Origin of the sequence: Nonomuraea sp. PA05, assembly GCF_008086045.1 — a bacterium.
Lineage (GTDB): Bacteria > Actinomycetota > Actinomycetes > Streptosporangiales > Streptosporangiaceae > Nonomuraea > Nonomuraea monospora.
The window spans coordinates 64,160-88,544 of sequence record NZ_VSEY01000023.1 but is presented as its reverse complement, the minus strand read 5'-3'; the positions used below and the strand labels follow the sequence as shown (position 1 = coordinate 88,544).

The window sequence follows — 24,385 nt, the reverse complement described above, 5'->3', positions numbered from 1 at the left end:
TCCGGCTCGCAGTCGAAGTCAGGCAGGTCGCGGGTGCTTCTGACGGCGGGCCTGACGGTTGGCGCGCTCCAGGTTCTCCTCTTCCAGACGCCATCGTTCGATGACCGGCACCTGCCAGTAGTTGCGCCGCTGGTGCCGTAGCGAGGGCATGGGGAACGGGTGATGCTTGGGGCCGCCGCGTGCCGTCCACGACCTGATGGTGCTGGCGGCGATGCCGATGTGGCGGGCGGCGCCGTAGGTGTCCAGGAAGCCTTGGCCAGGCGTCAGGTCCGGCAGCACCGCCAGAGGGCCGGTCCGCGAACCGGCGGCGGACCGGCTGAGGGGGTGGGCGGCGCGGAGCAACATCGCCAGCGCCAGCGCGTCGGAGCGGCTGAGCTCGACGCGGACCACCAGGCGCGCGACGCCGGGCGCGGGTTCATGCGCCGAGGACGGAGACATGGTCGTGATGCGTACGCTCCACCGCCTGCCGATGGCACTCGCACAGCCTCCGAACGCGTCGTGCAGCAGAGCCGCTGGCGAACGGGATTCGAGGGACGTCGTCACAGCGTCAACGCTGTGATTCCGCGGCTCTGTCCGCAAGCGAGTTGACAAAAACGGCAGATCGCGGGGCCGTATTGATCAGAATAATCACCCAGCGTAAGTGTGTGGTGACAGATTCGCGATCGGGGATTTGGCGGCGGCACCTGTGGGCGGCAGCATTTGAGTCCACGGGGACACTCAGTGACGCTGTGGCGACCTGCCCGTAAATGCGTGCCTGGTCGGGCTGTAAACGCTCCCGACCCCCGAACGCAACTTACAGGTAACGAAAGGTCGGCGAACCTGAAGGCTACAAGCTGATGGCGATCCGGCTACGGAGAGTGCTCGTCGCTGCCGTGATCTGAAGCGATGCCCGACTCCGTGAAGAGTTGCGCATGCCATGCGTGACGTAGCGCTCTCCGGAGGAAGCCTTGCCAGGACGCGGTCCCGCATTTCCCTATGCGCACACGTAGCGACAGCAAATGCGCACGCAATGTCGTAAACAGGCGCAATGTCGTAAACAGGCCAGGAAGGGACATGATGCCACACCAGGAGAAGGCCTCTCCTGAAACGCCGCCGGCCGTTTCGGGGAGCGAATCAGGCAAGCCGCTGGTTGATCTGAGATCGGCCGTGGTGGTGATGTGCGCCGGGCTCGTCGGCCTGGCTGCCGGCGTTCTGACCTTCCTGGCCGCCTTCTCCCTTCCGCAGGCGGTCCTGGTGGGTGGAGGCGCCTTCGGTGGCGCCGTGTTCTTCTTCGACCGGGTCATCGGCCGTTAGCGGTGGCTGGGATGGCGACCTTCGGGATCCCCGGTGGCCAGGCCGTGTCACTAAACGCTTCCACCCGTTCTCCACAACCATTGGATGCGCAGGTTCGCGTCCTCGGTGTGAACGGGCGTCATGGGATTTTCCCCTGGCGAACAGCTCTTTCGCTCGAGTGGTCTAAGGATCTGCGCATGGCGAGTGGAAAGTCCGCTCCGCTTTCGGCCGAGCAGGTACGTGAGGTCGAAGAGTTCTATCGCGACACCGTCGCGAAGACTCGGAGCATGGTCTACAAGCGTCTGGGGGGCGGTGCCCAGGACATCGACGACGTGACCACTAAGGTCTACATCAAGATCATGGAACGCTGGCCCACAGTCCGCACTCTCCAGCCCCACAAGAGGAAGCTCAAATGGCTGTCGACCACGGTTGCCCTGGTCGTTCTCGAGGAGAGACGCAAAAAAGTCGGCGATCGTGTGAGAACAATGCCCGGCGAAACCTGGGACCGTCTCGCCGCCGTGCTCTCGCTTCCCGAACGGCCGGACAGCGTCGTCGAGATGAAATTGCTCTACCGGGAGGTCTGGAATGCCGTGGCCACGCATCTGGCGGGCAACGAGCAAAAGGTCATGGTCTACGACCTCGTCGGCCTGTCCACCCGCGAGGCGGCCTGTGACCTGAACATCTCCCAGGCCACGGTCCGCGTGCACCGGCGAAACGCACTGAAGAGACTGGCCGGGTTGCCTGAGATCACACACGTTCAGGAGACCTTGCAGAAAGGAGGCTCATGATTCCAGAGTTAACAGGAAGACTATGGGGCGCGTTCAAATCGCTTGTGGGTGCTGTCGCGGCATACCGTGCGTACCGCCGGAGATGGGCACGCCTGGTGCGTTGCCTTCGGCATTACGAGGCGGAGGCTTCGATGGACTGCCCGCCTGCCGTTGTGGAAGCCGGACTCGGACGTCTGCGCGAACAGGCGCGGGCCCGGGGACTGATCGACCACATGCGGGAGGAGAGCGACGAGGCGCGTCCGGCGTACAACTGGGCGAGCCCGACGGCCCTGGCAGTGACGACGCTGAACGCGGGGCCGAACACATCGCAAGCCCCCGGCAGGGGAACGCACGCGCGGCTTCGGGAACCGCGCTACGGAACACCACGAGCACCTCGCCCGGCTGGTGGTTTCGGAGCGGGAGGTGGGCCGTGCTGGTGAGGATCGCCGATGACTACTCGCGGGATCGTCGGCGGCACGGTCCTTCGGCGGCAGGAGAAGGTGTGATGCGGCCGCGTCCTCCCGCGCGGCGGCCAACGTGGTCAAGACCAGGTCCGGAGAGTCCGGCCTGGAAGAACCACCCAGATCGGGAGCTGAAGAGGCCCGGTCATCCGTCCTGATCCGGCTGTCCCACAACTGCGGCGGGCGGCGGGGGCACCTGCCGCATTTGTGGCTCACCTCTCGCGCGTGGCCAGGCCGGGGTAGTCGAGCACCAGCCCGTGCTCGTCGTACGTCAGCCTGCACGCCACCCCGAAGACCGGCGCCGCGTAGTCGTAACCGCCGTCGGCGACCCGGGTGTAATGCTGCTCCAGCCGCTCGACGGCCAGGTCGAGGGCGCGAACGTAGGCTGCCGGGGCGGCCGACCCGGCGCCCGCGGCTGAGCCGAGCCGGTGCACGGGAAACGTGTTGGTCATCGCCGACGCCTCCAGATCCACGTCGAGGCACCCGTCCAGATGCGGTGCGGGCGTACCGTCCACCAGCCAGGACCCCGCCCCGTCCGACTCCAGCAGCGTGGATCGGGCGCCCGCCGCCGACCGGCTCGTGATCCTGGCGCGGCGCGTGACCCAGGCCGCGTCGAGGTCGATCACGTAGTCGACGACCCAGGTGTGGCCGTCCTCGACCGCCGTCGTGCAGCCCTCCACGCGCGGTGGGCGGAAGTAGGCGACCTCGAAGCCCGCGCGGGCGGTGTGGTGGCGCCAGGCGGCCGTCTGCGGCAGGGGGGCGAAGCTCACGAGCCGATCCTGCCATCCGGGTACGACGAAACCTCCGGTGGTGACAGGACGGAGGCGTACCGGGCGGTGGCGCGTCAGATGAGCGGCCGCGCATGCCGCCGCAGCACCTCCCGCCACCGCTCACCGCGCCGCTCCTCAACCTCCAGGGCGAGCTCCGGCGGCCCGCCCCCGGAACACACCCCGTAAATCTGATGCGCCAGCCCCACGGTCCCACGGCCCGACGGCCCCAGTGCGGGGCAGTCAGGGCAGGTGCCAGGGCAGCACGACCGGCGCGGCCGGGACGTCACCGGCCACGAGCCGCGCCACGAGCGCGCCGAGCCCGCGCGGCACGACCGGCTCCGCACAGGCCGCCAGCTCCGGCCCCGCCCACCACTGGAACCGGTCGGTCGTCTCCCGCTCCTCCGCGTCCATCCCGGACGTGTCCACCTCCAGCCCCGCGCCCACCCGCAGCATGAAGTAGGAGTCGTGGGAGTGGAAGCGCCGCCCGTCCAGGCTCCAGCCGCCCTCGCTCATCGCCACGACCGGCCCGAGCGCCTCGGCGGACACGGCGTGCCCGAGCTCCTCGCGCAGCTCACGGGCGGCGGCCTGGCGGGCGCTCTCGCCCGGGCCGTCGCCTGCGAGATCACCCCGCTCACGTGGCCGTCATCCCGCAACCGCCCCGCCCGCGTGACCGTCACCCCGCGAAGTCGCGCCGCTCACCTGGCCGTCACCTGTGATCTCAGGCCGGTCATCTCGACGGTGAGGGCCCAGCGTTCGTGATCCCGCCAGGCCCCGTCGATGAACTGGAAGTTCGGCGAGTACCCCTCACGCTGGAACCCCACCCGCTTGATCAGGCTCAGCGAGGAGGCGTTCTCGGGCTGGATGTTGGCCTCCAGCCGGTGCAGCCCCATGTCGCAGAACGCGTGCCCGACCAGCAGCCCGAGCCCCTCCGTCATGTACCCGCGGCCGGTGGTGGAGGCGTAGGCGGAGTAGCCGATCATCGCGCTCTGGTGGCCGCCGCGGATGATGTTGTTGACGTTCACCCGGCCCACGATCGCGCCGCTGTCACGCAGGCAGATCAGGAACCCTTCGTTTGCAGGCCCGTCGAACCTGGTCATGTACCGGGCGAAGGCCTCGTACGTGACGATGGGGCCGCCGGGCATCCACCGGGCGAGCATCTTCGCGCTGTCCTCGTTCAGGGCGGCGAGCTCCTCGAAGTCCCGCATGCTGATGTAGCGGATGGCCACTCGCGGCCCTTCGGCAAGATAGATCACACCGGCCATTCTCTTCGCAGATCACCCAGCCGGGCAGAAGACGGCCTCGGCGACCTCGTCCAGCAGAGGGCGCAGGCTCGGGTCGGTGTTGGAGACGGCCAGCGTGGCGGACACGGCGAGTTGCAGCCGGCCGTCGGGGGAGAAGTAGGTGGCGGCGTTGAAGCCGGGCGCGCTCCCCAGGACGGCGGTGAGCGCGGGCTCGCCCCCGCACAGCCGCTCCTGCGGTGGCGGCGGCGTGCCGCCTTCTCTGGGCACCCCCATGAGGACGTCCTGGAGCTCCTTCGGCAGCAGCTCGTGCCTGGCGAACGCCCGCTGGAAGGCGCTGATGTCGTGCGCCGTGGAGATGACGCCGCCGGCGGCGTACCCGTAGCTCATGTTGAGGCGGTCGACGTCGCGCGGCTCGCCGCTCTCGTCGGGGAAGTAGCCGTGCCCGTGCGGGCCTTCGACGCCGCCGGGGAACCTCGTCGGCAGGTACGTGCGCGTCATCCCGAGCGGCCGGAAGATCCGCCGGTCGAACTCGTCCGCCACCGTGTGCCCGGTGACCTTCTCGATGATCAGGCCGAGGAGCATGTAGTTGGTGTTGGAGTAGGAGAACTTCTCGCCGGGCTCCTGCTCGCGTGGCAGCGTCCTGGACCTGCGTACCAGCTCGGTCGGGGAGTAGCGGGTGGTGAAGTCGAACGTGGGCGCCAGCTCGGCGGTGAACCAGTTCGGGATGCCGGAGGTGTGCTGGATGAGCTGCCGCAGCGTGATCTCGTCCGCGCGCTCCACCAGATCCCGCTCGGCCATCTGCGGCAGCAGATCGCTCAGCCTGTCGTCGAGGGCCAGCCTGCCCTCCTGGACCAGTCGCATGACGACGACACCGGTCATCTGCTTGGTCTGCGACCCGACACGGAACCTCGCGCCGGCCGGCACCTTCCCGCCCCTGCCGTCGATCAGCCGAGTCCCGGCCGAGCCGCGTCCCACGCGCTTGCCGTCCACGTACACCTCGGCGATCGCCGCCACCACCTGAGAACTGCCTGCCAGTACGTCGAGCGCCGCCTGCACGTCGCCGACCGGCGCCGAGCCGGCCTCGGCCCGGGTCACCCCGGTCACGACCATCATCAGCGCCGCGCAGGCCAGCCCGGCCGCGGTCACACGCTTCACGAGGAGCTTCTTCCTGAGAGGTTCGCCTCCATGACCTCCATGAGTAGGCCGGTGGCCGTTTCCTGCCTGTTTCCGGGCACCATGAGAGGCATGCTCATCGTCATCGGAGGTCTCCCAGGGGCGGGCAAGACGACGCTGTCCCGCCTGGTGGCCCGGCGCCTCGGCGCGGTCCACGTCCGCATCGACACCATCGAGCAGGCGATCGTCCGCTCGGGCCTGGCCCGCCGGCCTCTCGGCCCGGCGGGCTACGTCGTCGGCTACGCCCTCGCCGAGGACCACCTCCGCCAGGGGCTCACCGTGATCGCCGAGTCGGTGAACCCGATGGCGATCACCCGTGACGCGTGGCGCGAGGTGGGCGTGCGGGCGGGCGTGCCGGTCGCGGAGGTGGAGGTGACGTGCTCCGACCAGGACGAGCACCGCGACCGCGTCACCACCCGCTCCACCGACATCCCCGACCTGCGGCTGCCGGAGTGGCGGGAGGTGGTGGAGCGCGACTACGAGCCGTGGGACCGCGACCACATCACCGTCGACACGGCGGGCCAGACCCCGCAGGCCTCGTTCGAGACACTGATGGCCCACCTGAAGCTTCACTTGGAGTAGGTCAGAATCAGTGCAGGGTCCAGTGCCAGCGTCGCGGTCGCCAGCCCGAGGAACACCATGGCCAGCGCAAACTGCAGCGAGAAGTCATACACCCGCAGATGGGCGTAAATCGCGCAGACGAAGTACAGGATCAGCCCGGCCGCGGCGGCCGTCCCGACCAGCGGCACGCCGAGCAACCCCAGCACCAGCCCCAGCGCGCCCAGCCCCTTGAGCGCACCGATCGGGAAGACCAGCCACGACTCCGGCACCCCCGCACGGGCCAGCGCGGGTCCGAGCGTGCGCATGATCGGCTTGAGCCGGGTCATCGCGGCGAAGGCCGAGAACGTGTTGGCGGCGATGGTCAGCAGGGCGATGACGACGTACGCGGTGGACATGAGGTCTCTCCAGCTCACAGGTGGACGGGCCACGGACGCCACCTGAGAGCGTGGAGAGGAGGAGAGTGTGACGCGATACCCCTCCAGCAGCGGCTCAGCTCCTGCGCTCCCAGGACGCGCGGGCCGCGTAGGGCATGTGGGTGGGGCAGTACTTCGTCGACCGCTGCCCAGCGCTCGCCCAGCGCCCTCGGTACACGCTGCCGTACTTCGAGGTGGCGCTCGGCTTGCAGGTGACCACGGCCCGGAAGTCCTTGCCGGAGCGGCAGGTGGCCTGGCCGAAGTCGAGGGACGCGCTGCGGTCGACCTTCGCCGTACAGACCGGCAGCGCGCTCGCTGCGCTGGGGGTGACGAGGAAGAACGTTCCGGCCACCGCCAGGGTGAACGCGGTCACGAGCCGTCGCATGGGTGCTCCGTTTCCGAGGATGATTGCTACGGGGAGAGATTTGATCAGTCGGCGGTATGGCGGCGGTATGCGGAGCCCCCCAAGGTCTTCGCCGCGCCATGAGGAGCCAGCCCGCCGTTCGACTCCGTTCCGGATGGTGACGGGGTGCCCGCCAGGTCACAGCGACGCTCACCGTCACCGCCAAGTCGTACTGGGGTGAGCAGGGCGTCTGGCTGGGGTGGGAGCGGACCATCATCACCTGACCGACGGGAACTCGAACCTCCCGGACCGATGCGAGCTCCCGTCTTACGCACCGGAAGAAGGGCAATTCGAACAGTTCGAATCAAGCGGCCCGCAAGATATCGTGGGGATATGGGAGCTCGCATGGGTAGCATCGCTGACATGCCATCGGAGAAGCGCGAACGCGCCGCGCTCGTGGCGCTGCTCCAGCGCCCGGGCGCGAAGTGGGCGGACATAGGCCTGTCCGTCCTGGAGCGAGGAAGCGCGGTGGCTCTGCTCGATGCCGAATTCAGACTCCAGGAGACGCTGTTCGCGGAGCCTGATCCGGTGCAGGAGGCGATCGCGGAGGCCGAGCGGGCCCTGGCGCAGTGGGACGCGGCGGGTGTCGCCGTGCACACGTGCCTCGACGAGAGCTATCCGAGCCAGCTTCGCAGCATCCACCAGATGCCGCCGATCCTCTTCTCCCGTGGGCGGCTGACGACCGATCACCGGGCGATCGCCGTGGTCGGCACCCGTCAGGCCAGCGAACAGGGGCTCCGCATAGCCTCGGCGGTGGCGCGGGATCTGGCGCTGAACGATGTGACCGTGGTCAGCGGGCTGGCCAAGGGCATCGACACGGCCGCGCACCGGGCAGCGCTGGAAGCAGGCGGCCGGACGGTGGCGGTCATCGGAACGGGGATCAACAACTTCTATCCCGCGGAGAACCGTGGCTTGCAGGAGCGGATCGGCCGCGACGGTCTGGTGATCAGCCAGTTCTGGCCGGACACCCCGCCCAGCCAGCGGAGCTTCCCCATGCGAAACGCCGTGATGAGCGGATACGCGGCCGCCACCGTAGTGGTGGAGGCGCCGTGGAAGAGCGGGGCCAGGATCCAGGCGCGGCTCGCGCTGGAGCACGGCCGCCCGGTGGTCATGCCCGAGCAACTGCTGGAGCACGACTGGGCCCGGGACTATGCCGAGAAGCCCGGCGTTCACGTCGTCTCCAGCCTCCGCGAACTGCTCACGGTCGTGGAAGAACTCATCGCCGACCTCAACGCGGGCCCCGACTCTCTTCCGGAGATCTCCGACCTTGCCTGGAGCACCTGACCCCTGGGCTGCGGCGCGGCAACGCGTCGCTCAGCAAGCCCACTACCTGCGCAACCCGCTCACGCCCGCCCCAGGCGTGTGCTACGTCTGCCGTGGTCCTGCCGGGGCGGAATGGAGCCGCTGCTACACGTGTGAGCAGCATCTGGGAGCGGCGCAGGCGTACGTGGCCGACGCGGTGGTGCCGATCTCGTACGCGGTCAAGGGCTGGCAGCACGCTCACGCTCTGGCTGCCTACAAGTCGAAGTTCCCTTCGCAAAGAAGCCAGACCGCACTGCTGAACCTGCTCCTCCTGTTCCTGACGGATCACCACGGTTGCATCGCCGACGCTGCTCGCGTCACCCGATGGAGCCACGTCGCCGTGGTCCCGAGCACGAGAGGGCGTCAAGGGACGCATCCGCTGCGCGTTCTGGTCGGCGACCGCATGCGCTTCTCGTGGGCGGAACTGATCGCGAACCCTGAGATATCGCCCGGGCTGCGCGAATTCCACCCTGACCGCTTCGCCGCGCCGCCCGGCGGCCTCGACGATGCCACTGTGCTCCTGCTGGACGACACGTGGACGACGGGCGCCCGTGTGCAGTCGGCTTCGTACGCGCTCAAGCGCGGCGGAGCGGCCAGGGTGGCGGCGATCGTGCTGGGGCGCCACGCCAATCCCGGATACGACGGGTGGAAGCCGATCCTGCGATCCATCAAGGACCAGCCTTACCGGCAAGAGTGCTGCGCGGTTCACGTGTGAGGCCGCCCGCGGGGCGGGTCATGGTCTTGTGAACGACAAGAGCCTCAGATCCTGAGATGGATCTGAGGCTCTTGGATCGCCGCTGCGGAAGCCGGTCAACACTCGGGGGTCCGGGGGCCGGGAGGCCACCGGCTAGGGGGTGTGGGGGAGCTTGGCTCCCCCACAGTCACAGCCCGGAGCCGAGTGGCGCGAAGCGCCCCACCGCGTAGGCCCGAGCAGTGAGCCCCGCACAGCCCGCAACCAAGGAGTGAGAAGCACCTCCCTGCGTAGGCCCGAGCAGTGAGCCCCGCACAGCCCGAGCCGAGGAGCGTCCCCAGGCCCGGGCTTGTGGGCTCTTACCAGTCGCCGCCGCCGAAGTCTCCACCGCCGAAGTCGCCGCCGCCGCCGAAGTCGCCCCAGCCGCCACCGTCTCCGCCGCCCATGTCGCCACCGCCGCCGTCGGCGTAGCCCTCGGCGTAACCGGCGCCGTAGCCGCCGTAGCCGAAGCCGCCGCCGAGCATGCTGCCCATCATGGTGCCGATGAACATGCCGGTCATGATGTCGCCGAAGCCGCCGTAGTAGCCGTACGCGTACGGCTGGTAGGCCGGGCCCGCGTCGTAGTAGGGCCTGCGCTGGCCGTCCACCATGACTTCGCGCATCTGCGGGTCGAAGCCGCGCTCGACGGCCTCGGCGTCCATGCGGCAGGCGGGCACGTCGCGGACGGCGCCGCCGGGCGGGGCCCAGCGGACGTCGCGGATGGACGGGCCGTGCTGCGGGTTGAAGAAGCAGGGGGCACGCCGCTCGGGCACCGGCTCGTTGTTGACCCTGGCCTTGACGACGGCCAGCGCGTAGCGGCCGTCCTCAAGGGTCTGGGTGACCTCGCGCACCTGGTCGGCGCGCTGGACGGTGTCGAGCTGCGTCTTGGCCTTCTCGTAGGAGTCGAGCGCCGTCTGCCATTCGTCGATGTGCTTGCCGCCCTGGCCGGTCAGGGTGACGTCGGTGTCGAGGGCGGTGATCTCCTCGCCGAGCTTGGTGACGTCCTCCTCGACGGTCTGCTTGACGGCGGCGAGGTCCTTGGCCTCCTGGATGGCGCGCTTCTTCTTCTTGTTGCTGGAGTAGAGGAAGTAGCCGCCGCCGCCGACCACGACGAGCGCGCCGAGCGCGATGAGGGCGGCGGTGCCGCCTGCGCCCGGGTTGGCCTGGCTGCCGGTGTCGAGGGCCGAACGGTCGCCCTTGACGGCCATGTCCACGCGGTTGGTGAAGTCCTTCATGCCGGCCACGATGTCGCCCGAGTTGGCGGTCACCGCGAGGTTGGCGAGCTCACCGGCCACGCCCGACTGGCGGATGGCGCTGGAGCCGGCGAACAGCGTGGTGCCGTCGAGGACGGCGATCGTCGCCCGCGGACGGCCCGCGGCGTTCAGCGCGGAGCTGAGCTGGCTCATGTAGGGCGCAATGCTGGAGTCATCCACCGTGCCGTCAGGCAGCGCAACGGCGTAGATCTTGCTGTCGGCACCCTTGAGCGCGTCATTGATCTCGCTCTGCTGGTCCGACGACAAGGAGGATCCGGACACCGCGTACAGCGGGTCATTCTTCCAGTTGGACACCACGGTGTTGGCATCCGGCGGGGCCGCCGCGTGGGCGGCAGGGGACAGCGCAAGAACGACGATTAGACCGGCGATCAGAGCCGCGATCGCGGCCCCTGCTCGGCGCAGCGAATGGGTCATTGGCAGCAAGCCTCCTTCGCCCTTATGGACGAATGGGCGGTCGGCAAAGTTCCTTAGTGGGCACGCTACCTGTCCTGGGACGCGTGGGCGCACATCGCGGCCGAAGTGCCGGGCACCGGTTGTGCGCGGGTCAGGGAGATTCAAGGTCAAGCACCCGGAGGACGGGCCGATTCCCGGTTCAGGTGTTCTTGATCTCACAGATGGTGGCGCCCGCCGTGACGGTCTGGCCGATGGCCGCCGTCAGACCTGTGACGGTGCCGGACTTGTGGGCCGCCAGCGGCTGCTCCATCTTCATGGCCTCCAGGACGACGACCGTGTCGCCCTCGCTCACCACGTCGCCGTCACTGGCCACGACCTTGGCGATCGTCCCCTGCATGGGGCTGACCAGCGCGTCGCCGCCCGCCGACGACGCCTTCCTGACCTTGCTCCCGGTGCGCCGCGGAGCCGCGGCGGCGGCCGGGGCGCCGGAGGCGCCCAGCCCGGCGGGCAGGACGACCTCCAGCCGCTTGCCGCCGACCTCGACGGTGACCGTCTCGCGAGGGGCGGCACCGCCGTCGGAGGAGGCGGTGGCGCCCGAGTGGGGGGCCACGGTGTTGTCCCATTCCGTCTCGATCCACCGCGTGTGGACGGTGAACGGCGCCGACGTGAACGCCGGATCGGTGACGACGGCCTGGTGGAACGGCAGCACGGTCGGCATGCCGGTGATCTCGAACTCCGCCAGCGCGCGCCGCGCCCGCTCCAGCGCCTCCTGGCGGGTCCGCCCGGTCACGATCAGCTTGGCGATCAGCGAGTCGAACGTGCCCGGCACGGTCATCCCTGCCTCGTACCCGGCGTCGAGGCGCACCCCGGGCCCTGAGGGCGCGCGCATGGTGGTCAGCGTGCCGGGGGCGGGCAGGAAGCCGCGCCCGGCGTCCTCGGCGTTGACGCGGAACTCGATGGAGTGCCCGCGCAGGCCGGGGTCGTCGTAGCCGAGCGGCTCGCCGTCGGCGATCCTGAACATCTCGCGGACGAGGTCGATGCCCGACACCTCCTCGGTGACCGGGTGCTCGACCTGCAGCCGGGTGTTGACCTCCAGGAACGAGACGGTGCCGTCCTGCCCGACGAGGAACTCGCAGGTGCCGGCGCCGACGTAGCCGGCCTCGCGCAGGATGGCCTTGGACGACTCGCGCAGCGACGTCTCCTGCTCCGGCGTGAGGAAGGGGGCGGGCGCCTCCTCGACGAGTTTCTGGTGGCGGCGCTGGAGCGAGCAGTCGCGGGTGGACACCACGACGACGCCGCCGTGCGCGTCGGCCAGGCACTGGGTCTCGACGTGGCGGGGCCGGTCGAGGTAACGCTCGACGAAGCACTCGCCGCGCCCGAACGAGGCGACCGCCTCGCGGACGGCGGACTCGTACAGCTCGGTGACCTCCTCGATGCGGCGCGCGACCTTGATGCCGCGCCCGCCGCCGCCGTACGCGGCCTTGATCGCGATGGGCAGCCCGTGCTCCTCGGCGAACGCCACCACCTCGGACGCGTCCGCGACCGGGTCCTTGGTGCCCGCGACCAGCGGCGCGCCGACCTTCTGGGCGATGTGCCTGGCCTGCACCTTGTCGCCGAGCGCGGCGATGGCGGCGGGTGGCGGGCCGATCCAGGTCAGGCCGGCGTCGATGACGGCCTCGGCGAAGGCGGCGTTCTCGGCGAGGAAGCCGTAGCCGGGGTGCACGGCGTCGGCGCCGGAGCGTCGGGCGACGTCGAGCAGCTTGCCGATGTCGAGGTAGGTCTCGGCCGGGGACTGGCCGCCCAGCGCGTACGCCTCGTCGGCGACCTTGACGTGCAGGGCGTCGAGGTCCTGGTCGGCGTAGACCGCCACGCTGCCGATCCCGGAGTCCGCACACGCCCGGGCCACACGTACGGCGATCTCGCCGCGGTTGGCGATCAGAACCTTCCGCACCCGCGTTGTCCTTTCCTGAGTCAGCGGCCCAGGTACGCGCCGCCGTTCACGTGAAGCACCTGCCCCGTGAGGTGCCTGGCACCCGCGGAGGCCAAGAAGAGCACGGTATCGGCCACGTCGGCGGGGCTGCCAGGGCGGCCGTTGCGGGTGTTCTCCACCCGCGCCCTGATGCCGTCGTCGGTCAGCCGGCCCTTGAAGAACTCGGTGTCGAGGACGAGGCCGGGGGAGACGACGTTCGCGGTGATGCCGCGCGGGCCCAGCTCGGCGGCCAGGTCGGCGGTCCACGACTCCAGGGCGGCCTTGGCGGCGCCGTAGGAGCCGGAGCCGGTGCCCCTGGCGGCGATGGAGCCGATGGAGACGACCCTGCCGCCGTCGTTCATGCGCGGCACGAGCGCGGTGGTGACGAGGACGGCGGACATGAGGTTGGCGTTGAGGTTGGCCCACCACGCCTGGGCCACGTCGATCGGCTCGCGGGGCTGTCTGCGGTCGAGGTTGGTGTTGCCGCCGGCGTTGTTGACCAGCACGTCCACGCGCTCGGGCAGGTCGGTGAGCGCGGCCCGCACCTCTTCCGGGCTGGAGGCGTCGAACGGCAGGTACCGCGCGCCGATGCCGGCGGCGGCCTTGCCGAGCACGTGCTCGCGCCGGCCGGTGATGGTGACCTGGTCGCCGAGTGAGGCGAACGCCGCGGCGACGGCGTAGCCGATGCCCGTGCCGCCCCCGGTGACCACGACCTCGCGCATGAGCCCCCCCACGCGATCCGAACATTCCTCGGGTAGACCATAGCCGCTCGGCATAACGGCGGCGATGTCCGTGAGTGCTTCCTTAGGGTGATGGCGCTTTCACAGGTCTCAGGAGGTATGCATGAGCCAGAGCATGTTCGGCGGCGACCTAGCGGAAATGCAGCAGATGTCGGTGCAGTTCACGCAGCAGTCGGAGGCGGTCCGCTCGACGATGACCGCGCTCGATCGCGAGGCCGCCAAGGTCGGCACGGCGTGGACGGGCCCGGGTGCGCAGCGTTTCCAGCAGTCGTGGCAGAACTACCGCACGGCCTTCCAGCGGATGGTCGAGGAGCTGTCGGAGGCGTCGCGGGTCATCGGGACCTACCGGCAGAACATCGAGTCCGCCACGAAATGAGCAACGGAGGAGGCCCTGGCGAACACGCTGCTGGGGCTTCTTCCCGTTGAGGGGTCCGTCAACGCTCACCTGCGACCGGGATACGCTCTTTCGTCATGATTGGTCGCGTTCTCCTGGCCGGCGTGTTCGCCCTGCAGTTCGCAACCGTGCCCGCCCACGCCGCCCCCGAGCGGTGCGAGCCCGAGAAGGCCAGCCCTTCGGTGGCGGAGAGCTGGGCCCAGCGGCGGCTGGACGTCAAGCGCGTCTGGCCCCTGACGATGGGCCAGGGCGTGACGGTCGCCGTCATCGACAGCGGCGTGGACGAGACGCACCCCCAGATCCGCCTGGCGGGCAAGGCCGACCTGACCAACACCAGCTTCCGCGACTGCGTCGGCCACGGCACCGCGGTGGCCGGCATCATCGCCGGCCAGCCCCGCTCCGACCTGCCCTTCTACGGCGTCGCCCCGGCCGTCAAGCTGCTGTCGATCAAGCAGACGACCACCTCGCTGGGGGACGTCGCGCTGCTGGCCAAGGCCATCAGGACGGCCGCCGACGAGAACGCCGACGTGATCAACGTCTCCATCCAGGCGCACGACCAGCCCGAGCTCAAGTCCGCCGTCGAGTACGCCCTGGGCATGGACATCGTGATCGTGGCCGCGGCGGGCAACGTGGAGAAGGACGACGGCTCCACCGGCCCGGCCTACCCGGCGGCATACGACGGTGTGCTGTCGGTGGGCTCGGCCACGCCGAACGGCGGGCGTTCGACGTTCTCCAACCCGAACGCCGTCGCCGTGCTCGGCCCTGGTGAGGGCCTCAGCTCCACGTGGACGGGCAAGGGCTACCGGAGCAACCTGGAGGGCACGAGCTACGCGGCGCCGTACGTGGCGGGCGTGGCGGCGCTCGTCCGCTCCCGCCACCCCCAGCTCGACCAGCTCCGCGTACGCCGCCGCATCACGCTGACCGCCGACGGCGCCTCCGGCAGGGGCACGGGCGCGGGCATGGTGAACCCGCTGCTGGCCGTCACCACGGTGCTGCCGTCGGAGCAGGTCGCGGTGGCGCCGCCGATGCCTGAGCCGCTGCCCGCCTCGGTGGTGGACAAGGTGGTGCCGCCCGACCAGCGTTCCATCGAGGTGGCGACGGCGGTCGCGGCGGGCGGGCTGTCGCTGGCCGGGGTGGCGATCGTGGCCTGGATCTTCGTGCCGATGGGGCGGCGGCGCGGGTGGCGGGCGGGCTCGTCCGGCGGCTCCAGCGCCAATTGACGGTTAACAGTCAGAGCGCCTAACCGAAACCCCTGATGCGTATGGGGCATATTTGATTAAATGTCCTCCGATCATGACGTAATGCCGGAAGGACGGTCATGGCGGAGAACGACTCCCCGCAGCCAGAGCGGATCGGCGGCCACGAGATCATCGGGCGCCTGGGTGAGGGCCCGCGCGGCGTCGTCCATCTGGGCCGGGAATCCGCGGACGCGCCGCAGGTCGTCGTCAAGACGCTGACCATCGACCTGGCCGCCGACCCCGGCTTCGCCGAGCGGCTGCGCGAGGTCACCCGCGTGTCCAGCTCCTACGTGGCCCGCACGATCGCCGCCGGCGTCGAGGACGGCCGCCCGTACGTGATCAGGGAGCACGTCGAGGGCCGCTCCCTGGCCGAGGCCGTCGCGGCCGACGGGCCGCTGAGCGGCGACGCGCTGGACCGGGTCGCCGTGGGCATGCTGACGGCGCTCACCGCCGTGCACGTGGCCGGGTTCGCGCACCGGGGGCTCACGCCGTCCAACGTGATCCTCACCGCCGACGGCCCGCGCATCACCGACATGGAGCTGGGCGAGCCCGCGGGCGAGCTCGGCTACCGAGCGCCCGAGCAGCTCGGCGGGCTGCAGTACGGCCCCTACGCCGACGTCTTCTCCTGGGCCGCCACCGTGGTCTTCGCCGCCACCGGCGCCGCGCCGTTCGAGCACGACGAGCAGAGCGTGCTGCACGGGGAGCCCGCGATCGGGGAGCTGCCCGAGCCGCTGCGGCAGGTGGTGGTGGCCGCGCTGGCCAAGGACGTGACGGGGCGGCCCACGGCGTACGTGGCGCTGCTGCGGCTCCTCGGCGACGCGAACGCGCCCATTCCCGCGCAGGCCGTCCAGGGCGTGCCCGTGCCGCCGCCGGGGTCCGGTGACGCGGCGATCACGTTGCTCGACGGCGTGGCCGTGCCGCCGCAGGCCGGGCCGCCCGGTGCGGGCCCCGTGCCGCCGCCCGGCGGGCAGCCGCCGCTGATCCTGCCGATCCAGCTCGCCATCGAGGGAGCCCAGGTCCCGCAGCTGCCGGACGGGCCGATGCAGCCGCACGGTCCCGGGCCGGCGCATCCGCACGGGCCGATGGCGCAGCCGCCCATGGGCGGGGCGCCGATGGGCGGGGCGCCGATGCCTCCAGGACCCGCGTGGGGCCCACCGCCGATGGGTGACGGCCCCGCGCCGCATGGGATCCCGCCGGTCCCGATGGGCCATGACGGGGTGCCGCCGCAGCAGGGCGCCATCGTGCCGTCCCCGATGGGCCCCGGCCATCACGAGGCCCCGATGTGGGGCCCGCCGCCCATGGCGGACCAGCACCAGCCCCAGCACCCGCCGCACCTCCTCCACAGGCAGGGCGACAACCAGCCGCGCAAGCCCTTCCCCATCGGCCTGGTGGCCGGGGTGACGGCCGTGGTGCTGCTGTCGGGCCTCGGCCTGTGGGGCGCGAGCCAGTACTCGGACCGGGTCACGTTCGAGCCGGTCGCCGCCGCCTCCGGAAGCCCCAGCCCGGGCAACGCCGCCGCCCAGGGACAGGGCACGGCCCCGGCCACGCAGCCGCAGACCGAGGTGACGGCGCCGTGGGCGGCGACCACGCCCAGCCCTGACGACAACGGCGTCGGCCCCATGGTGCTGCCGACCGAGGGCCCCACCGACTCGGCGGACGTCCCCGTCCTCACGACGGTGCCCACCCCGCCGCCGGCGGTCACCCAGCAGCCGGTGCCGGTTCCCACCGTCACCGCGCAGCCCACCCAGGCCAAGGCGACGCCCACGGCCAAGCCGTCCAAGACGGCCAAGGCCAAGCCGACGGCCACGGTCACGAAGACGGTCCCGCCCAGCAAGAAGGCCACTCCCACCCCGGCCAAGACGACCAAGGAGCCGACGCGGGAGCCTGAGCCGACCCCGACGAAGACCACGGCCAAGCCCACTCCGACCAAGACCACCGCCAAGCCGACCCCGACCAAGACCACGGCCAAGCCCACCCCGACCAAGACCACCTCGCCGCCGAAGACCAACCCGTACAGCGCGACCCAGGTGTGCGGCAGCGGCTTCAGCGTGCAGCGGTCGAGCTCGTTCAGCGGCGGCACCACGTACCAGCTGTGGAACAACAGCACGGGGCAGAACTGCGTGGTCACCCTCAAGTCGGGGGCGAACGTCGGCAAGTCGACGCCGGTCAGCGCCACGCTGGAGGTGCAGGGCGGCGGCAGCCAGACCGACTCGGGCAGCTACGAGTACTACGCGGGTCCGGTGAAGCTGCCCGCCAAGGGCAAGTGCGTGCGGTACTCGGGCAGCGCCGGTTCGGGCAGCACGAGCGCCGCGTGGGGCAACTGCGGCTAGAGCGTGATCGGGCCCCGCTGGGTGGGCGGGGCCCGATGCCTGAGGGCCGGTCAGTAGCCGCTGTAGCCGGCGCCCGTCTTCATGCCCACGACTCCGGGCACGGCTGACACGCTGCCGTACCGCTCGATGGCGTACCGCACGCCCGCCACGATGTTGGACACCGGGTCGTAGACGCTCCCGCCGAGGGAGTAGGCGTCGAACGTCGGGTCGATCGTCTGCATGAGGCCCTTGGACGGGTGCCCGGCACTCGCGTTGGAGTCCCAGAGGTTGATCGCGTTCGGGTTCCCCCCGGACTCGTGCTGGATGATCATGTAGATGTCGTTGGGGTTCATCTTCTCGACCGGGTAGCCATGCTCCCGGAGGATGCCGATGGCCTCATCGATCCACTCCTTGAGCCGTCCCGTCGGGGCCGGGCCGCCGCCGGCGGGCGGCAGGCCGCTGGAGCCGTACCCGCCGGGCCCGCCGCCGATCATGGGGCTGCCGCCGGTGCCGCCCGACGCGGCGGTCTGCGCGGTGTAGCTCTGCGTGCGCCGCCAGTCGAAGCGGTGTCCTGGCCCCGGCGTGAACCGCTGCTCTCCGGCCGCCTTGATCTGGGCGAACTTGGTCTTGCGCTCGCTCATCAGGGTGCCGAGGGAGTTCGCGGCGTCGTTGACCCCGTCGATGGCGTCCTGCACCGCCGGGCGCGCGTTGGCGATCTCGTCGTTGACCATGCGGCCGATCTCGCGGTCCAGGTCCTCCTGCTCGGCGTCCTGGTTGTTCTGCTTGTACGTGTTCACCCGCGTCAGCAGCCGGTCGCAGATGCCGTCCACCAGCCCCTGGGACGTCTCCAGGGTGGTGGCCGCCTTGTCGAGCGCCTTGGCGCAGGCGGTCAGCGCGTCGTGCAGGTCCTGACCCGCCTTGCCGTAGCCGGACATGTAGGTCACGAAGGCGTTGGCCGACTCGCCCTCCCACGCCATGTCCACGGTGGAGACGGCGCCGCCCAGCGTGCCGGTGGTGGTGTTCACGCTGCTCGCGGCGGTGCGCCAGCGGGCGGCGATGTCGCGGATGGCGCCCGGGTTGCCGGTGACGCTGTCGGCCAGGTCGGCGAGGGTGTTGCCGTTGGGCAGGGCGCGGATGCCCTCGTGAGCGCTCATGCGGGGTCGTTGGCCCTCCGTACGTTGTCCTGGACCACGTCGAGTGCCCGCTCGACGCTCTTCAGCAGGCTCTTGGCCTTGCCGAACTCGCTGTCGCAGGTGGTCTCCACCGTGCGTACGGCGTCGGCCAGGCCGGAGGAGCCGCCCAGCCGTCCGAAGATCGTCGAGTCGGGGCGCTCGGCGGGGTAGCCGTCGGCGAGGTCGCCGAACTGGCCCGCCAGTGTCCTGGCGGCGGTGCGGCAGTCGTCGAGCGCGTCGAAGTGGATGTCCAGACCGGCCATGATCTCGTCAGTCCTCCGTCGGCGGCCACAGCGCCGTCTGCGCCAGCCGCGAGCCGTACTTCCTGTCCACGAGGAAGCCGCGGCCGGGGGGCAGCGGCTGGGCGCGGACGTTGCCGAACAGGAAACCCTCGTCCTTGGTGCCGGACAGGATGACGGCCGGGGTGGCCATGTCCTTGAGCCGCTGGATCAGCGGCTCGAACATGGCCCGTCCCGAGCCGCCCATCGCCCGCGACAGGATCAGGTGCAGGCCGATGTCGCGGGCCTGGGGCAGCAGGTCGGCCAGCGGCATCAGCGGGTTGTTCGAGCCGGAGACCAGGTCGTAGTCGTCGACCACGATGTACAGGTCGGAGCCCTTCCACCAGTCGCGGGCGCGGAGCTGCTCGGGGGTGAGGTCGGCCGGCGGGAGCCGCTTGAGCAGCGCGTTGCGGGCGTCCTGGACCAGGTCGAGGGCGGCTTTGGCGGAGGCGGCGTAGCCGATGCGGTTGTCGCCCACGGCGGTGTCGAGCAGGGAGCGCCGGTAGTCGATGAAGATCATCATCGCCTCGCGCGGCTCGTACCTGGCCGCGACGTTCTCCGTGATCACCTTGAGCAGGTTGGACTTGCCGCTCTCGTTGTCGCCCAGCACCACGAAGTGCGGGTCGGTGTCGAAGTCGAGGAACACCGGCGACAGCGTGGCCTCGTCCACGCCGATCGCGATCCTGCTCCTGCCGCCGCTCTGCTCGGGTCCTGGCAGCGACGCGGCCGGCAGCACCGAGGGCAGCAGCCGCACGCTCTTGGCGGGCTGGCCCTGCCAGGAGTCCCGCACGGCCGTGACGAGCCCCTGCACGCCTGTCGTCAGGTCCTCGGCGTCCTGCACGCCGTCGATGCGCGGCAGCGCGCTGAGGAAGTGCAGCCCGTCCCTGGTCAGGCCGCGCCCCGGCACGCCTTCCGGCACGGCCAGCGACTTCTTCCTGTTGACCTCGGACTCGTAGGCGTCACCGAGCTTCAGCTCGATCCTGGTGCCGAACAGGTCCCGGATGCCGGGCCGGAACTCCGACCACTTGTTGGTGGCCGCCACCACGTGGATGCCGTAGCCCAGGCCGCGCGCGGCCAGGTCGGTGATGACCGGCTCCAGCGCGTCGAACTCCTGCCTGACCGTGAGCCAGCCGTCCACCACGAGGAAGATGTCGCCCCAGCCGTCGCCCTTGAGCGACCCGTCGGCGATCCGCCTGCGGTAGGTCGCCACGGAGTCCACGCCCTGCTCGGTGAACATCCGCTCGCGCTGCTGGAGCACGCCGGCGATCTCCGCGACCGTGCGGCGGACCCGGTCGGCGTCCAGCCTGCTGGCCACGCCGCCGACGTGCGGCAGGCCCTCCAGCCCCGACAGGGCGCCGCCGCCGAAGTCCAGGCAGTAGAACTGCACCTCGGCCGGCGTGTGCGTGAGCGCCATGCTGGCGATCAGGGTGCGCAGCACGGTGCTCTTGCCGCTCTGCGGCCCGCCTGCCACGCCGACGTGCCCCGCCGCGCCCGACAGATCCAGCCAGTACGGGTCCCGCCGCTGCTCGAACGGCCGGTCGATGATGCCCACGACGGCCTGCAACCGCCCGCGCCCCGGCCAGCCCGGCGTCGTCAGCCCCAGCTCGGGCGTGATCGACAGCGGCGGCAGCAGGTGCGTCAGCGTCGGCGGCTCGGCCAGCGGCGGCAGCCAGATGCGGTGCGCGGGCGGCCCCTTGTCGACGAGCCGGGCCACGACGACGTCGAGCAGGCTCTGCTGCGACCTGCTCTCCTCCTGGGGAGCGGCCTCGGCCGGCTCCTCGACGAGCGGCACGGGCACGAAGTCGGGGCCGTACGGGACGACCTCCCTGATCGGCGCCGTCCCGTCGGGGGTGGCCACGTGCCCGGAGACGGGCGTGTACGGGCCGGACACGTATGCGGCCTTGAACCGGGTCATCCCGGTCGTGTCGAACTTCAGGTAGCCGTTGCCCGGCGCGGACGGCAGCTCGTACGCGTCGGCCACGCCCAGCACGACCCGGCTCTCCATGGCCGAGAACGTGCGCAGGCCGATCCGGTACGACAGGTGCGTGTCGAGCCCGCGCAGCCGTCCCTCCTCCAGCCGCTGCGAGGCCAGCAGCAGGTGCACGCCGAGCGACCGGCCGAGCCGCCCGATCATCACGAACAGGTCGATGAACTCCGGCTTGGCCGACAGCAGCTCGCTGAACTCGTCCAGGACCACGAACAGAGTCGGCATCGGCTGAAGGGCCACGCCCTGCTCGCGGGCCCGCTCGTAGTCGCGCAGCGAGGCGTAGTTCCCGGCCGCGCGCAGCAGCTCCTGCCTGCGCACCATCTCGCCGTGCAGCGCGTCGTGCATGCGGTCGACGAGCGGCAGCTCGTCCTCCAGGTTGGTGATGACCGCGGAGACGTGCGAGAGGCCGTCCAGGCCGAGGAACGTGGCGCCGCCCTTGAAGTCGACGAGCACGAAGTTGAGTATCTCGGAGGAGTGCGTGACGGCCAGGCCGAGCACGAGCGTGCGCAGCAGCTCCGACTTGCCGGAGCCGGTGGCCCCGATGACCAGGCCGTGCGGGCCCATGCCGCCCTGCGCGGACTCCTTGATGTCCAGCTCGACCAGCCGGCCGTCGCCGCCGAGGCCGATCGGCACGCGCAGCCGGTTGCGGCCCGCGCGGGGCCGCCAGGTCTGGGCGACGTCCAGCCTGGTGGGGTCGCCGACGCCGAGCAGGTCGGTCAGCGTGGTGTTGGTGGACAGCACGTCCTGCGACTCGCCGCCCTTGGCCGTGGACGCGCGCAGCGGCGCGAGCTGGCGGGCCAGCCCCTCGGCCCTGATGTAGTCGAGCGAGTCGGGGTCGCCGAGCCGGTTCGTGCTCTCCTTGCCCGCGTGGTCGATCTTGACCATGTGGAAGCCGGTCTGGTTGATGCGCAGCCGCAGCGTGCTGCGCTCCTCGACCGTGCCGGACGAGCCGGACAGGTCGATGACGGTGACGCCGTCGATGGCGTCCGCGCCGAGCTGCGAGTCCTGCGGCACGTGCCCGTGGTCGAGGATGAGCACGTGGTACGGCAGCGCGTCCGGCGAGGCCCCCGGCTTGAACCTGGCCCGCTCCTTCAGCTCGCCGCCCACCAGCCGGTCGAGCTGGGCCAGGTTCTCGGCCATCAGCCTGACCTGGCCTGCGCCGTCGTTCTCCTCGGGGTGCAGGGCGTGCGGCAGCCACTTGACCCACTCCCAGTGGCCCATCCACTCGCGGCCCGCGCACACCATGATCCGCATGTCGTCCGGCGAGTGGAACGTCACCATCTGCGCCACCATCGCCCGCACCAGGTCGCGGACCATGGCCGGGTCGCCGTCCAGCTTGATCCGGGCGAAGGAGTGCAGCGCGACGGCCACCGGGAGCTGGGAGACCGTGGAGTGGGTGCGGATGAACCTGCGCAGCGCGCCCGCGGTCAGGGCGTCGAGGTCCTCGACGGGCTTGGAGTCCGGCGGGATGAGCTGGATGGCCAGCTTCTGGGTGCCGGTGCCCAGGCGTACGGTGCTGAAGTCCTCGTCGCGGGGGCGGCGCTCCCACAGGCGCGGGCCCATCGCGGTCCACCACAGCGTGTCGGGGGCCGGGCCGCTCCACTCCAGCGCCTCGCGCTGCTGGATGGCGGCCTTGCGGACGCGCTTGCGGATCTGCGCGAGGTAGCGGAAGTAGTCGCGGCGGGCGCCGTTGAGCCGCTGCTTGCGCTCGCCCGCCTGGCGGCCGATCTGGCCGAGCGTCATGCCGACCATGGAGAAGGCGAACAGGCCGCTGGCGACGTACATGATGGGGTTGGCGTTGGTGCCGTTGGCGGTGAACATCAGGCCCATGGCCGCCGCTCCGGCCACCATCGGCAGGTACGTGAGCGCCGCCATCATGCCCTGCGACTGGACCTCGGGGATCTCCGGAGGCGACTCCAGGAGGATCTCGCCACGCGGCGGCTTCGGGCTGGGACGGCGCTCGGGACGCCGTACGACGACGATGCTCACCCTTGGAAAGGCCCCTTCTGACGCTCGGAAGAACCTTCTTACCAGATGTGCCTTACGTCCGAGTTGGGGTATGAGTTAACTTCTCCTCGCTATGTTGGCCATGTGACTTCGCTGGCCGAGATCCCGCCTTCGCCGCACGGCGCACTGCACCAGATGCCCGCGCCGCTCCCGCCGCTCTGCCATGTCACGGTGGTGGGGCCGCGCAGGAAGGCCGACCTGGCGCTGCCCGCCGACATCCCGCTGCCGCACGTGCTGCCCGGCCTGCTGAGGGCCATGGGGGAGCTGGGCGGCGAGACCTCCGCCGCGCCCGGCTGGACGCTGCAGCGGATCGGCGGGCCGCCGTTCGACCTCGGGCAGAGCCTGGCCCAGATCGGCGTGCTCGACGGCGAGATCCTCTACCTGCGGCCGCGTCAGGTGGCGCTGCCGCCCGCCAGGTTCGACGACGTGGCCGACGTGGTCGCCACCGGCGTGCGGGAGGGCAGGGGGAGCTGGGAGGCCAGGCACACGCGCGCGATGGGCGGCGGGGCCGCCTGCGGGCTGCTGATGGCCGGCGTCGTGGCGCTGGCGCTCGGCGGGCTGACGCCGCTGGTCACCGCGATCGTGGCGGGCGCGCTGGCGCTGGTGCTCATCGGGGTCGGCGTGGCGCTGTCCAGGGCGGTCGGCCACTCGGGCGCGGGCGCGCTGATCGGGTACGCCGCGCTGCCGTACGCGTTCCTGGCCGGGCTGCTCGCTCCGGCGGCGGGCGGCGGCCTGGCGGCGATGGGCTCGCCGCAACTCCTCGGCGCGCTGGCCTGCACCGCGCTGGTGGCCACCGTCGGCGGCACCGCGATCGCCGACGGCGTGCCGGGCTTCCTCGGCTCGGCCATCGCCTCCATGGTGGGCGCGGTGTGCGCGGCCGTGGTGATGGTGACGGGCGCGTCCGCCGGAGGGGTGGTGGCCGTCGCGGCAGCCGTCGTGATGGCGTTCGGGCCGCTGGTGCCCGTGCTGTCGTTCCGCCTGGCCAGGGTGCCGCTGCCGACCATGCCCACCAACGCCGAGGAGCTGCGCGGCGACAACCAGAACCTCGACAGTGCCTCCGTGCTCCAGCGCACCGGCGCGGCGCAGCGCTACGCGACCGGCATGATCGTCGCGATCTGCCTGGTCGGGCTCGGGGCGCACGCCCTGCTGCTGGCCGAGGGCACGTGGATCGCCGCCGTCATGTCCGTGGTGCTCGCGCTCGCGCAGCTCATGCGGGCGCGGGTGTTCCAGGGCGTCGGCCAGCGGATGTGGCTGATGCTCGTCGGGTTCGGCGGGCTGGCCGCCGTCGGGGTGCAGATCGGCGTCGTGGTGGGCGGGCTGGCCGCCGTCGCGGTGCTGCTCGGGCTGCTGTGGACGGCGATGATCGTCGTCGGCATGGGGGTCTGGCTGCCCGACGGGCGGCTCTCGCCGTTCTGGGGCCGGGCCGCCGACATCGTGGAGTGGCTGCTGATCGCGGCGCTGGTGCCGCTGGCGCTGGGTGTCCTGGACGTCTACGCCTGGGTGCGCGGCCTCGGCGGCTGAGCCCCCTTCA

The 24,385-nt window shown here is 70.9% G+C and carries 21 protein-coding genes and 1 pseudogene; 9 read left to right on the top strand and 13 right to left on the bottom strand.

Annotated features, from left to right (window positions below):
- Positions 1-18 precede the first annotated feature (18 nt).
- The gene (locus FXF51_RS32885; RefSeq protein ID WP_148438581.1) at positions 19-438 is read right to left on the bottom strand and encodes a hypothetical protein; all 420 of its coding nucleotides are present in this window, start codon (positions 436-438) and stop codon (positions 19-21) included.
- Between the two features lie 615 nt (positions 439-1,053).
- Between FXF51_RS32885 and FXF51_RS32880 the strand changes: the two genes are divergently transcribed.
- Together FXF51_RS32880 and FXF51_RS32875 are read left to right on the top strand one after the other, a co-directional pair.
- Positions 1,054-1,293, top strand: a complete 240-nt coding sequence (locus FXF51_RS32880) for a hypothetical protein (RefSeq protein WP_222871569.1) — start codon at positions 1,054-1,056, stop codon at positions 1,291-1,293.
- Between the two features lie 11 nt (positions 1,294-1,304).
- Positions 1,305-2,060: a sigma-70 family RNA polymerase sigma factor gene (locus tag FXF51_RS32875; RefSeq protein ID WP_148438580.1), complete on the top strand. Its 756-nt coding sequence runs from the start codon at positions 1,305-1,307 to the stop codon at positions 2,058-2,060.
- A gap of 652 nt (positions 2,061-2,712) precedes the next feature.
- Here the strand turns inward: FXF51_RS32875 and FXF51_RS32870 are convergent.
- The 4 genes and pseudogenes from FXF51_RS32870 to FXF51_RS32855 form a co-directional block, all read right to left on the bottom strand.
- Positions 2,713-3,270, bottom strand: a complete 558-nt coding sequence (locus FXF51_RS32870) for a putative glycolipid-binding domain-containing protein (protein ID WP_148438579.1) — start codon at positions 3,268-3,270, stop codon at positions 2,713-2,715.
- Positions 3,271-3,510: 240 nt separating this feature from the next.
- Positions 3,511-3,864 (bottom strand): annotated as a pseudogene (locus FXF51_RS32865) (hypothetical protein); the annotation flags it as partial.
- Positions 3,865-3,965: 101 nt separating this feature from the next.
- Positions 3,966-4,523, bottom strand: a complete 558-nt coding sequence (locus tag FXF51_RS32860) for a GNAT family N-acetyltransferase (RefSeq protein WP_222871568.1) — start codon at positions 4,521-4,523, stop codon at positions 3,966-3,968.
- A gap of 21 nt (positions 4,524-4,544) precedes the next feature.
- A complete protein-coding gene (locus tag FXF51_RS32855) occupies positions 4,545-5,666 on the bottom strand; it encodes a serine hydrolase domain-containing protein (protein WP_148438576.1) in 1,122 nt (373 codons plus the stop codon).
- A 90-nt stretch (positions 5,667-5,756) separates the two neighbouring features.
- Between FXF51_RS32855 and FXF51_RS32850 the strand changes: the two genes are divergently transcribed.
- On the top strand, positions 5,757-6,266 hold the full coding sequence (locus FXF51_RS32850; RefSeq protein WP_148438575.1) for an AAA family ATPase: 510 nt from the start codon (positions 5,757-5,759) through the stop codon (positions 6,264-6,266).
- On the opposite strand, the gene FXF51_RS32845 is transcribed toward FXF51_RS32850, so the two are convergent.
- Together FXF51_RS32845 and FXF51_RS32840 are read right to left on the bottom strand one after the other, a co-directional pair.
- Positions 6,254-6,640, bottom strand: coding sequence for a DoxX family protein (locus FXF51_RS32845; protein ID WP_148438574.1), 387 nt, complete (start codon positions 6,638-6,640; stop codon positions 6,254-6,256). The genes FXF51_RS32850 and FXF51_RS32845 overlap by 13 nt on opposite strands.
- A 94-nt stretch (positions 6,641-6,734) precedes the next feature.
- Positions 6,735-7,043: a hypothetical protein gene (locus tag FXF51_RS32840; RefSeq protein WP_148438573.1), complete on the bottom strand. Its 309-nt coding sequence runs from the start codon at positions 7,041-7,043 to the stop codon at positions 6,735-6,737.
- Between the two features lie 351 nt (positions 7,044-7,394).
- On the opposite strand from FXF51_RS32840, the gene FXF51_RS32835 reads away from it, so the two are divergent.
- Together FXF51_RS32835 and FXF51_RS32830 are read left to right on the top strand one after the other, a co-directional pair.
- Positions 7,395-8,345: a DNA-processing protein DprA gene (locus FXF51_RS32835; RefSeq protein WP_222871567.1), complete on the top strand. Its 951-nt coding sequence runs from the start codon at positions 7,395-7,397 to the stop codon at positions 8,343-8,345.
- A 163-nt stretch (positions 8,346-8,508) separates the two neighbouring features.
- On the top strand, positions 8,509-9,078 hold the full coding sequence (locus tag FXF51_RS32830) for a hypothetical protein (RefSeq protein WP_148438572.1): 570 nt from the start codon (positions 8,509-8,511) through the stop codon (positions 9,076-9,078).
- 335 nt (positions 9,079-9,413) lie between these two features.
- Here the strand turns inward: FXF51_RS32830 and FXF51_RS32825 are convergent, their stop codons facing one another.
- The 3 genes from FXF51_RS32825 to FXF51_RS32815 form a co-directional block, all read right to left on the bottom strand.
- The gene (locus FXF51_RS32825; RefSeq protein ID WP_148438571.1) at positions 9,414-10,781 is read right to left on the bottom strand and encodes a hypothetical protein; all 1,368 of its coding nucleotides are present in this window, start codon (positions 10,779-10,781) and stop codon (positions 9,414-9,416) included.
- A 178-nt stretch (positions 10,782-10,959) separates the two neighbouring features.
- Positions 10,960-12,711 (bottom strand): acetyl/propionyl/methylcrotonyl-CoA carboxylase subunit alpha, encoded by a 1,752-nt coding sequence (locus FXF51_RS32820; protein WP_148438570.1) that lies wholly within the window; start codon positions 12,709-12,711, stop codon positions 10,960-10,962.
- Positions 12,712-12,731: 20 nt separating this feature from the next.
- Positions 12,732-13,451 carry an SDR family NAD(P)-dependent oxidoreductase gene (locus tag FXF51_RS32815; RefSeq protein ID WP_148438569.1) on the bottom strand — a complete coding sequence of 240 codons (720 nt, stop codon included), beginning with the start codon at positions 13,449-13,451 and terminating at the stop codon, positions 12,732-12,734.
- Between the two features lie 121 nt (positions 13,452-13,572).
- Here FXF51_RS32815 and FXF51_RS32810 point away from each other — a divergent pair, with 121 nt between their 5' ends.
- The 3 genes from FXF51_RS32810 (at position 13,573) to FXF51_RS32800 (ending at position 17,431) form a co-directional block, all read left to right on the top strand.
- Positions 13,573-13,845: a WXG100 family type VII secretion target gene (locus tag FXF51_RS32810; protein WP_187414691.1), complete on the top strand. Its 273-nt coding sequence runs from the start codon at positions 13,573-13,575 to the stop codon at positions 13,843-13,845.
- A 95-nt stretch (positions 13,846-13,940) separates the two neighbouring features.
- Positions 13,941-15,083, top strand: a complete 1,143-nt coding sequence (locus FXF51_RS32805; protein ID WP_148438568.1) for a S8 family serine peptidase — start codon at positions 13,941-13,943, stop codon at positions 15,081-15,083.
- A gap of 98 nt (positions 15,084-15,181) precedes the next feature.
- Positions 15,182-17,431, top strand: coding sequence for a serine/threonine protein kinase (locus FXF51_RS32800; RefSeq protein WP_148438567.1), 2,250 nt, complete (start codon positions 15,182-15,184; stop codon positions 17,429-17,431).
- A gap of 50 nt (positions 17,432-17,481) precedes the next feature.
- On the opposite strand, the gene FXF51_RS32795 is transcribed toward FXF51_RS32800, so the two are convergent.
- From FXF51_RS32795 to eccCa, 3 genes are read right to left on the bottom strand one after another with little or no spacing between them, the layout of a single operon-like run.
- Entirely contained in the window at positions 17,482-18,564 is a 1,083-nt protein-coding gene (locus FXF51_RS32795) for a WXG100 family type VII secretion target (protein ID WP_148438566.1), read from the bottom strand.
- Positions 18,561-18,845: a hypothetical protein gene (locus FXF51_RS32790; RefSeq protein ID WP_148438565.1), complete on the bottom strand. Its 285-nt coding sequence runs from the start codon at positions 18,843-18,845 to the stop codon at positions 18,561-18,563. The genes FXF51_RS32795 and FXF51_RS32790 overlap by 4 nt, the downstream gene beginning before the upstream one ends.
- 7 nt (positions 18,846-18,852) lie before the next feature.
- The gene (gene eccCa / locus FXF51_RS32785) at positions 18,853-22,836 is read right to left on the bottom strand and encodes a type VII secretion protein EccCa (RefSeq protein ID WP_148438564.1); all 3,984 of its coding nucleotides are present in this window, start codon (positions 22,834-22,836) and stop codon (positions 18,853-18,855) included.
- Between the two features lie 102 nt (positions 22,837-22,938).
- Between eccCa and eccD the strand changes: the two genes are divergently transcribed.
- Complete coding sequence (gene eccD / locus FXF51_RS32780; RefSeq protein ID WP_262379999.1) at positions 22,939-24,375, top strand: type VII secretion integral membrane protein EccD; 1,437 nt, start codon at positions 22,939-22,941, stop codon at positions 24,373-24,375.
- Positions 24,376-24,385: the final 10 nt, after the last annotated feature.